Below are 9,611 nucleotides of genomic sequence, written 5' to 3'. Positions count from 1 at the left end.
GCGGCGTCGACGTCGAGCACGGCGAGCGACCCGACGCCGAGGCTCAGCAGCGCGTGCGCCGCGGCGGCGCCGGCACCGCCCGCACCCAGCAGCACGACCCGGTCGAGCGGCACGCCGGGCAGGCCGGCGACGAGGCCGTCGCGGAACCCGGACCAGTCGGTGTTGTGCCCGACGGCCCGGTCCCCGTCGAACACGACCGTGTTGACGGCGCCGATCGCCGCCGCGTCGGGCGACAGGTCGTCGAGGTGCGGGATCACGAGCTGCTTGCAGGGGTGGGTGACGTTCACCCCGGCCCGGCCCTCGGCCCGCACCCGGGCCAGCAGGTCGCCGACGGCCTCCGCGGGGAGGTCCAGCTCGTCGAGGTCGAACCGGGTGTAGGTGCAGTCCAGGCCGAGCTCGCGGGCCTCGCGCTCGTGCAGCGCCGGCGAGAGGGACGGGCCGATGCCGGCCCCGATCAGGCCGGTCAGGAGGCGGTCCTGGGACATGCTCACGGGCTCCCTCGCCGTCGATGAATGTACCGGTTAGTTACTTGTACCCGCTCGGAGGACGGAAGGGAAGCGTGAGCCGGATATCGTCGGAACCGTGAGCCGCCCTGTGAGCCCCCACGTGAGCCCCCCGGTGAGCCCCCACGTGAGCCGAGCGGCCGGGACGACGCCGTGAGCGCCCAGCCCACCGGCCCGGTCGGTGCGCCGGAGCGCCAGCGCGACGCCGAACGCACCCGCGCCGAGATCCTCGACATCGCCACCGCGGAGTTCGCCGACCGCGGCTACGCGGGCGCCCGGGTCGACGAGATCGCGGCCCGCACCCGCACGACGAAGCGGATGATCTACTACTACTTCGGCAGCAAGGAAGGCCTCTACGTGGCCGTCCTGGAGCGCGCCTACCAGGGCATCCGCGCCCTGGAGCAGCAGCTCGACGTCGATCACCTCGACCCGGCCCGGGCCATGCGCGCCCTCGCCGAGCTGACCTTCGACCACCACGAGTCGCACCCCGCCTTCATCCGCCTGGTCAGCATCGAGAACATCCACCACGCCGAGCACCTGCGGACCTCCCCGATCCTGCCGGGCCTCGCCGCCCCCGCGGTCGACGTGCTCGGCGGCATCCTCGAGCGCGGCCGCCGGGCCGGCCTGTTCCGCGAGGACGTCGACGCGCTCGACGTGCACATGGTGATCAGCTCGTTCTGCATCTTCCGCACCGCGAACCGGCACACGTTCCAGGCCATCTTCGACCGTGACCTGCTGGATCCCGGCCGTCGCGACCACTACCGCCGCATGCTCGGCGACCTGGTCCTGGAGTACCTCACCGCGCACGTCGGCAGAGCCTGACGGCCTCGACCGGTGCCGCGAATCGCCGGCCAGGGGTTGACAGCGTCCCGGAGCTAACTCACTATCCGGTACGTAACCAGGCGGTACATAACTCAGCCGACCCGGTCCCGCTGTGTCGTGCATCGGAGCATCACTCCAGGGAGCCCCACGTGTCCTCACCGACCCCCGCCGCCCCGGCGGCCCAGCCGCGCAAGGCGGCGCTCGCCGCCTGGATCGGCAGCGCGCTCGAGTACTACGACTTCTTCATCTACGGCACCGCCGCGGCGCTGGTGTTCAACAAGATCTTCTTCCCGGCGCAGAGCCCGGCCACGGGCACGCTGCTGGCGCTGGCGACGTTCGGCGTCGGCTACGTGGCGCGGCCCGTCGGCGCGTTCGTGCTCGGCCACATCGGCGACAAGTTCGGCCGCAAGCGCGTGCTGGTGGCGACGGTCCTGCTGATGGGCGTGGCGACCTTCCTGGTCGGCTGCCTGCCCTCCTACGGTGCGATCGGCGTCGCGGCGCCGATCCTGCTGGTGTCGCTGCGGCTGCTGCAGGGCCTGTCGGCCGGCGGCGAGCAGGCCGGCGCCAACTCGATGAGCCTCGAGCACGCGCCCGCGGACAAACGCGCCTACTACACGAGCTTCACGCTCAGCGGCACGCAGTTCGGCCAGATCCTGGCCACGGCGATCTTCCTGCCGATCGCGGTGCTGCCCGAGGAGTCCCTGCTGACCTGGGGCTGGCGGGTGCCGTTCTGGCTGAGCGCGATCGTCGTGATCGTGGGCCTGCTGATCCGCCGCACACTGGAGGAGACCCCGGTCTTCGAGCAGGAGCGCACCCGGCACGAGGTCGCGAAGGCGCCGCTGGCCGTGCTCTTCCGCGACCACTGGACCTCGGTGCTGCGGGTGGTCCTCGCCGCCACCATCGCCACGGTCAGCACGATCTTCACCGTCTACGCCCTGTCCTTCGCCGTGAACGTCGAGGGGCTCTCCCGCTCCGCCATGCTCTGGGTCGGCGTCCTGGCCAACGCCGTCGCGCTCGTCGCGCTGCCGCTGTTCGGCCGGCTGGCCGACCGCATCGGGCGCAAGCCGGTGTTCATCGGCGGCTCGCTCGGCTGCGGCGTGCTGATGTTCGCCTACCTCGGCTCCATCTCCACCGGCAACTACGTGCTGATCTTCCTCGTCGGCATCCTGATGTTCGGCGTGATCCACAGCGCGACGGGCGGTGTGTGGCCGGCCTTCTACGGCGAGATGTTCCCGGCGCGGGTCCGCCTGTCCGGCACGGCCATCGGCACCCAGATCGGCTTCGCGGTCGCCGGCTTCGCGCCGTCCATCGCCGCGGCCCTGGCCGGGCCCGAGGGCGCGGACTGGGTCCCGGTGGCGTGGTTCGTCGCGGCCGTCTGCCTGCTCAACGTCATCGCCGTGGCCACCGGCCGCGACTACTACAGGACCCCCACCGAGCGGCTCGGCGAGCCCCCCGCCCCGCGGGCGAACTCGGCCGCCGCGCCGGTCGCCCCGTGAGCGAGGTCTACCAGGTCTTCGCCGTCCGGTACGCCACGCGTGCCGGGCGGCGCGGCCAGCACTTCCTCGGCTACGACGAGCGCTGGGACGAGCCGCACCCGACCGCCTACTACGTCTGGCTGGCCGTCTCGCCGCAGCGGGCCGTCGTCGTCGACGCCGGGCTCGACCCGGACCGCGGGATCCCGCTCGACGGGCTGGAGTTCCACTGCTCCCCCGCCGACGGCGTCGCCTCGCTCGGGGTCGACCCCGCCGACGTCGACCTGGTCGTGCTCTCGCACCTGCACTACGACCACACCGGCACGGTCGCACGCTTCCCCCGCGCGCGGCGGGTGGTGCAGCGGGCCGAGGCCGACTACTGGACCGGGCCGGTCGCCAAGCGCATCGCGCGCGAGCGCTGGCTCGTGTCCGACGACGACCTCCGCGAGGTCCTCGGCGCCCCCGACCGTCTCGACGTCGTCGAGGGGGACCGCGAGCTCGCACCCGGGCTTTCGGTCCACCTCGTGGGCGGGCACACCGCCGGGATGCAGCTCACCCGGGTCCGGACCGAGCGCGGCTGGGTGGTGCTCGCCTCCGACGCCGCCCACTTCTACGAGAACCTCGAGCAGGACCGGCTCTTCCCGATCCTGCACTCGACGCCCGCGATGTACGCCGGCTTCGACCGCGCCCGGGAGCTCGCCGACTCCACCGACCTCGTGGTGCCCGGGCACGATCCCGCGGTCTTCGCACGGTTCCCGCAGCTCACGGGGGTGTCGGCGGTGCGGGTGGCCTGACCCGCCCCTGTGGTGCCCCTCGTACTCGGGATCATGTCCGCCCCGCCCGGGAGCACCTCGTTGACGTCAGCTCCCGGTGGCCTCGACGCCCGAGGAGGACGCCGACGTCGTCCTCCTCGCCCGCGCCGCCCTCCGCGAGCCCGGGCCGCTGCGCGCCGCCCACGAGCTCGGCGTCCCGTACTCCGCCGCCCCGTACCCGGTGCAGTACGCCCGGGGCGCCTGGCGCTGACTCACCCCACGTGCACCGCGGGCCGCCTACGGAGGTCGGGCTCGGCCTCGCGGAGGATCTCGCGGGTCACCGGGGCCACCTCGCCCTGGCCGGTGAACAGGTAGCGCAGCAGGTGCAGGACGGGGTTGCCCTCGGTCCAGTCGAAGTAGACGTGCGGCGGCGTCCCGGTGAGGTCGCGGATCGTCATGAGGAGGGCAGCTATCGCGTTCGGCGCGGAGGGGGCCTCGGTGCACAGGACGCGGTACGGCCCGCGCTGCTCGCCGACGACGCTGAGCGACGTCTCGAACTCCGACGGGTCGGTGATCCGGACCTCGACCAGCAGCACCTTGTCGGGGTCGGGGATGTTGTGGTCCTCGCGCTCCTCGGCGAGCTTCTCCCGGTACTCCTCGTCGCGGGCGGGGCTGGAGGCCTCCCCCGGTCGCGGTTCGTGCGCGACGAGCCGGACCGGGCCCGGGGCGCACGAGTCGAGGAAGCCGCGGGCGGCGTCGTCGAGCTCGACGTCGGTCACGCGCAGCTCGAAGGCGCGGACCACCCGCGAGGCGAACGAGACCACGAGGATCCCGACGATGAAGCAGGCCGCGATCTTCACGCCCTCCGGCCGCTCGGCGATGTTCAGGACCGTCGTGTAGACGAAGACGAGCGACACCACCGCGAAGCCCGCGAAGATCCTCCGGCTGCTCCTGCGCCGCGCCGAGAGCGTCACCGCGATCGCCGCCGAGGTCATGAGGACCAGGACGCCGGTGGCGTACGCGCCGCCCTGGGCGTCGACGTCCGCGTCGAACAGCACGGTGACCAGGAACGCGATCGCGGTGACCACGAGCACGAGCGGCCGCACCGCCCGCGCCCAGTGCGGCGCCATGCCGTAGCGCGGCAGGTAGCGCGGCACGAGGTTCAGCAGGCCGGCCATCGCCGAGGCGCCGGCGAACCAGAGGATCACGATCGTCGACAGGTCGTACACCGTGCCGAACACGGGTCCGAGGTCCTCGTGTGCGAGGTAGGCCAGGGCACGGCCGTTCGCGGGGCCGCCGGGCGCGAGCTCGGGGGCGGGAACGAGGAGCGTCACGACCACGCTCGACGTCACCAGGAACGTGCTCATGATCAGCGCGGCGGTCGTGAGCAGCTTCCGCGCCCCGGCGATCCGGCCCGCGGGGCGCTGCTCGGTGTCGTCGGGCCCGCCCTTGATCAGCGGCATCACCGAGACGCCGGTCTCGAAGCCGGACAGGCCCAGCGCGAGCTTCGGGAACACGACCAGCGCCACCGCGACGGCCAGGAACGGGTTCGGGTACTGCACCTCCAGCAACCGCGTCCAGTCGGCGACGACGTTCGGCTCGGTCGCGATGCGCCGCAGCCCGTCGACGATCACCACGGCGTTGAGCCCCAGGTAGACCGCCACCAGCACGACGGCGATCCGGATCGCCTCGCCGAATCCGGCCAGGAAGACCGCGGCCAGCAGGGCGAGCAGGAAGAGCGTGATCCCGACGTTGTGGCCGTCGAACAGCTGCGGGACCAGCGGGTTCTCGATGACGTGCGCCGTGGCGTCGGCGGCCGAGAGTGTCATCGTGATGAGGAAGTCCGTAGCGGCGAAGCCGAGCAGGACCAGCACGAACACCTTGCCGCGCCAGAAGGGCAGCAGCCGCTCGAGCATGGCGATCGAGCCCTCGCCGCGCGGGCTCTCGCGCGCCACGCGGCGGTAGACGGGCAGGGCGCCGAGCAGCGTGACCAGCACGAGGACGACGGTCGCCAGCGGGCTCAGCACGCCGGCCGCCAGCGCCGCGATGCCCGGCTGGTAGCCCAGGGTGCTGAAGTAGTCGACGCCGGTGAGGCACATGACCCGCCACCACGGGTGCCGCTTCTCCGGCTCGGGCGGGTGGCTGTGCGGACCCTGCCGCGAGCGCCGGCCCTCGCCCTGCAGCAGCCAGCCCCCGACCCGGTGCCTGCGGCTCTCGATCACGCCCACGGCGGCAGCATCCCCCTGATCGCGGCCCCGAGCCAGGTGGTCGGCGTTTCGTCCCGTTCGTGTGGAGCTCGCCGGAGTGGCCGTCGGACGACGGCCACGGAGCAGGGCACCCTTCGGCCGGTACGTCAGAACGGTGGTCGGGTGCCGGCCACCTCGTACGCGGCGACGTCCGCGTGGCGGAACTCGATGCCGGTGTCCGACGCGTGGGCTCGCGGGCGCCATGCCTCGATCACGTCCTACGTTTCCGACGACTCCAGTACTGGACCTTGAGCTGCGACTTTACCTTGTGTTCGAACATGCGTTCGAGTACGATCGGGTCATGCTCCCCAGCCCGGTCGCCGACGCGCGGCGGCTGCTCGACGAGGCCGTCGAGGCGCTCGCGGCCGCCGCCGGGCAGGGCGCGGCGGCGGAGTGGGTGGAGACGTTGCGGGCCGGCGAGGCGGTGGGCCGGCGGCTGGACCAGATCAGCGGGCAAGCGGTCGCGGCTCTGGACCGGCAGGGCAGCTTCGCCGAGCACGGCTACGCCTCCCCGACCCGGGCGCTGCAGGATCTGCTGCGCCTCGACCGCGGCGTGGCCGCGCAGCGGGTCGCGGTGGCCGAGGCGGTCGGCCCGCGGAGCGGGCTCGACGGCGCGGTGCTGCCCGCGCGGCTGCCGGCCACCGCGGACGTGTTCGCCGCCGGGGACACCTCCCTCGCCCACGTCGCGGTGATCGTGCGGCTGCTCGCCACCCCACCGGCCGGGCGGCTGCCCCCGGAGACCTGGGCCGGCCCCGAGGCCCAGCTGGCCGACGCCGCCGCGCTGTACACCCCCCGCGAGCTGCAGCAGTGGGGCACCGCGCTGCGCGACGCGTTGGACGCCGACGGCCCCGAACCCGACGACACCCCACCACCACAGGTCAACGAACTGCGCCTGACCCGGTTCGCGTCCAAGCCCGGTGGCCGACTGACCGGCCGCTACGACGACGCGGCGCTGTTCGCGGCGATCGCCACCGTCCTCGACGCCCAAGCCGCCCCGCTCACCGCCGACGACGACCGCAGCAGTGCCGAGCGCCACGCGGAGGCGTTGGCCGAGGTGTGCGAGTGGGTGCTTGAGCACGGCGAGCTGCCCGCGGTCGGCGGGCGTCGGCCCGTGCTCACCGTGCAGATCCGGCTCGAGGACCTGGAGACCCGCGCCCGCGCCGGGATGCTGGAGTTCGCCGGGCAGCTCAGCCCGACCGCGCTACGCCAGTTGGCCTGCGACTGCGGCGGGGTGCCGATGGTCCTCGACGGGCACGGCCAACCCCTCGACGTCGGCCGGCTCACCCGGTCGATCCCCGACGGGCTGCGCCGCGCGGTGACCTCCCGGGACGGCGGCTGCGCGCACCCCGGCTGCGACCGGCCCCCGCCCTGGTGCGAAATCCATCACGTCATCCCTTGGGAACACGGAGGCCCGACGGCCCTGGGCAACCTGGTGATGCTCTGCAAGGCCCACCACCGCCAGATCCACTCCACCGACTGGGTCGTGCGCCTGCGCGACGGGATCCCGGAGTTCATCCCGCCCGCCTGGATCGACCCCGAGCAGAGACCACGACGACGCCCCCGAACCTGGGAGCTCGCAGAAGCCCGCGACGGACCGGCCCGGATCGCCGAGTTCGCCTGATGCAGCCGGTGAGCCGCACGCTCCGCCGCACACGGCCTCGGGCACCATGAACCCGTGACCGAGGGCGCCGCGTGAACCGCACCGCGGCGACCCTGCTGTCGCTCCTGCTCGTCGGCGTGCTCGTGGTGGGCGGCGTGATCTGGTGGTCGAGCACGCGTCCGGAACCGGGATGCGTGGTGACGGCGGCGGGGCGGTCGGTGTCGCTGACCGTCCGGCAGGCGGGGTACGCCGCGACGGTCGGCGGGGTCGGGTACGCGGAGGGCCTGCCGGACCACGCCGTGACAGTCGCGATCGCGACCGCCCTGCAGGAGTCCCGGCTGGAGAACCTCCCGGGCGGCGACCGCGACTCGGCCGGGCTGTTCCAGCAGCGACCGAGCCAGGGCTGGGGCACGTACGCGCAGGTCACCGACCCCGTGTACGCCGCCCAGGCGTTCTACCGGGCGTTGAAGAAGCTCCCGGACTGGCAGGACGTGTCCGTGACCGAGGCCGCCCAGCTGGTCCAGCGCTCGGCCGCGCCGGACGCCTACGCGCAGTGGGAGCCGCAGGCGCAGGCGATCGCCGTCGCGCTGACCGGCCAGGCGCCCGCGGCGCTGCGCTGCCAGGACCTGACGCCGCAGACCCCGCCCGACGACGTCGCCGCGGTCGCCGCGCAGGAGCTCGGCGCGGCGCGGCTCAGCGGGCCGCAGCCGGCGCAGCGCGGCTGGGCGATCGCGAGCTGGCTCGTGGCGCACGCCGCCCGGTTCGGCCTCTCCGAGGTGACCTACGACGGCCGCACATGGTCGGCCGAGGAGGGCACGTGGACCTCCGCCGGGCCCGCCGACGGCCGGCTGTCGATGGTCCGCGCCCAGCCCTGACCGATCGACCCGCGCGGTCGTCAGGGGCAGGCCGGGGCCGCACGCCGGGCCGCGCGGGCGAGCGCCAGGCGCAGGACCAGCGCGGTGGCGGTGAGCGCCACGATGACCAGCGCGTACACCTCGGCGGTGATCCGCAGGCCGAACGCGGTGCCGGCGAACCCGGCGACCACGGCCGGGACGCTGAAGGCCACGTAGGAGATCACGAACGCCACCGCGAACAGCGCCCCGCGCTCGTGCGGCGCGGCGATCCGGGCGAACGTGCCGAAGGTCGCCAGCGCCGCGGCCCCGAACCCGACGCCCGCGACGACGGTCCCGAGCGCCGCGACGGCGATCAGCCCGGTCGTCACGCCGAGCAGGGTGACGAGGGTGCCGAGGCCGAGGAGCGCGGCGGCGGGGGCCAACAACCGGACGGCCGGCCGGTTCCGCAGCAGGAAGGCGGTCGCCGCGCCGGTGCCGCACAGCAGCGTCACGACGAACCCGCCGACGAGGTGGTTGCGCAGGTCGAACAGCCCCGCCGTGACCGACGGCCCGAGCGAGAGGTAGAGCCCGCCGAGCGCCCAGCTGGCGATCATCACCGGCACCACCGGGACGACGTCGGCGCGCAGCCGGGCCGGGACGCCCACGTTGGGTCGCAACGACGCCAGCGCGCCCGGCCGGCGGGCGGACGTCTCGGGCATGAGCGCGACGATCACCGCGGCCAGCCCCATCCCGGCCAGCAGCAGCGCGTACACGAACCGGGTCGGTGCGGGCCCGAACTCGACGAGCGCCCCGCAGCCCAGCGCGCCCAGCGCGAGCCCGGTCGTCGGGGCCACGGAGTTGACCACGCCCGCACGGCCCGGGGCGCCCGGGGACTCCAGGTCGACCAGGGCGGCGCCCAGCGTCGTCATCGCGACACCCGTCGCCACGCCCTGCAGGAACCGCGCCACCGACAGCACGAGCACGTCCCCGGCCAGCACGAACAGCACCAGCGCGACGATCTCCAGCAGGATCGCGCCGAAGAGGACCGGGCGGCGGCCCACGTGGTCGGACAGCGCGCCCACGACCAGCAGCGAGGCCAGCAGGCCGACCACGTAGACGGCGAACACCACCGTGAGCACGGTCGGCGTGAAGCCCCACAGCTGCTGGTAGACGACGTAGAGGGGGGACGGCGCGCTCGACGCGGCCAGGAACAACATGATCATCGCGGTCACCCCCGCGAAGTACGGCCCCCGCAACCGGATGCGCTCGGCCGTCGCCCCGGCTGCCTCTGTCGTGACCGTCATGCTCGCCTCGCAAGTTCGTGCAGCGATCTGTGCGTTAACGCTGTCGACGGTAGCACGAACGCACAAATCGTTGCGTTAG

General features: G+C 73.6%; 8 protein-coding genes and 1 pseudogene. 6 read left to right on the top strand and 3 right to left on the bottom strand.

The features are described 5' to 3' along the window. Positions 1–485, bottom strand: a pseudogene (locus AB0B41_RS20240) (shikimate dehydrogenase); the annotation flags it as partial. A gap of 171 nt (positions 486–656) precedes the next feature. Between AB0B41_RS20240 and AB0B41_RS20235 the strand changes: the two are divergent. The 4 genes from AB0B41_RS20235 to AB0B41_RS20220 all read left to right on the top strand — a co-directional run bounded on the left by AB0B41_RS20235 (position 657) and on the right by AB0B41_RS20220 (position 3,820). Further along, positions 657–1,325 (top strand): TetR/AcrR family transcriptional regulator, encoded by a 669-nt coding sequence (locus AB0B41_RS20235; RefSeq protein WP_358205375.1) that lies wholly within the window; start codon positions 657–659, stop codon positions 1,323–1,325. Between the two features lie 149 nt (positions 1,326–1,474). Next, a complete protein-coding gene (locus tag AB0B41_RS20230) occupies positions 1,475–2,821 on the top strand; it encodes an MFS transporter (protein ID WP_358205372.1) in 1,347 nt (448 codons plus the stop codon). Continuing rightward, a complete protein-coding gene (locus tag AB0B41_RS20225; RefSeq protein ID WP_358205370.1) occupies positions 2,818–3,591 on the top strand; it encodes an N-acyl homoserine lactonase family protein in 774 nt (257 codons plus the stop codon). Before AB0B41_RS20230 ends, AB0B41_RS20225 begins: the two co-directional genes overlap by 4 nt. A 76-nt stretch (positions 3,592–3,667) precedes the next feature. Beyond that, on the top strand, positions 3,668–3,820 hold the full coding sequence (locus AB0B41_RS20220) for a hypothetical protein (protein WP_358205369.1): 153 nt from the start codon (positions 3,668–3,670) through the stop codon (positions 3,818–3,820). A 1-nt stretch (position 3,821) separates the two neighbouring features. On the opposite strand, the gene AB0B41_RS20215 is transcribed toward AB0B41_RS20220, so the two are convergent. Next, positions 3,822–5,777: an amino acid transporter gene (locus AB0B41_RS20215; RefSeq protein ID WP_358205367.1), complete on the bottom strand. Its 1,956-nt coding sequence runs from the start codon at positions 5,775–5,777 to the stop codon at positions 3,822–3,824. Between the two features lie 319 nt (positions 5,778–6,096). On the opposite strand from AB0B41_RS20215, the gene AB0B41_RS20210 reads away from it, so the two are divergent. Then, a complete protein-coding gene (locus AB0B41_RS20210; protein ID WP_358205365.1) occupies positions 6,097–7,416 on the top strand; it encodes a DUF222 domain-containing protein in 1,320 nt (439 codons plus the stop codon). A 71-nt stretch (positions 7,417–7,487) separates the two neighbouring features. Further along, a complete protein-coding gene (locus tag AB0B41_RS20205; RefSeq protein WP_358205363.1) occupies positions 7,488–8,270 on the top strand; it encodes a hypothetical protein in 783 nt (260 codons plus the stop codon). A 20-nt stretch (positions 8,271–8,290) separates the two neighbouring features. On the opposite strand, the gene AB0B41_RS20200 is transcribed toward AB0B41_RS20205, so the two are convergent. Then, entirely contained in the window at positions 8,291–9,532 is a 1,242-nt protein-coding gene (locus AB0B41_RS20200) for an MFS transporter (RefSeq protein WP_358205361.1), read from the bottom strand. Positions 9,533–9,611: the final 79 nt, after the last annotated feature.

Origin of the sequence: Pseudonocardia sp. NPDC049154 (assembly GCF_040648315.1) — a bacterium.
Lineage (GTDB): Bacteria > Actinomycetota > Actinomycetes > Mycobacteriales > Pseudonocardiaceae > Pseudonocardia.
Note: the sequence above shows the minus strand (reverse complement) of the source record. Positions and strands in the feature narration are given on the sequence as shown.

What these genes read in the sequence shown, in the direction of transcription:
- AB0B41_RS20210 (WP_358205365.1), top strand. Translation starts at nt 6,097, where the DNA reads ATGCTCCCCAGCCCGGTCGCCGACGCGCGGCGGCTGCTCGACGAGGCC.
- AB0B41_RS20200 (WP_358205361.1), bottom strand. Translation starts at nt 9,532, where the DNA reads ATGACGGTCACGACAGAGGCAGCCGGGGCGACGGCCGAGCGCATCCGG.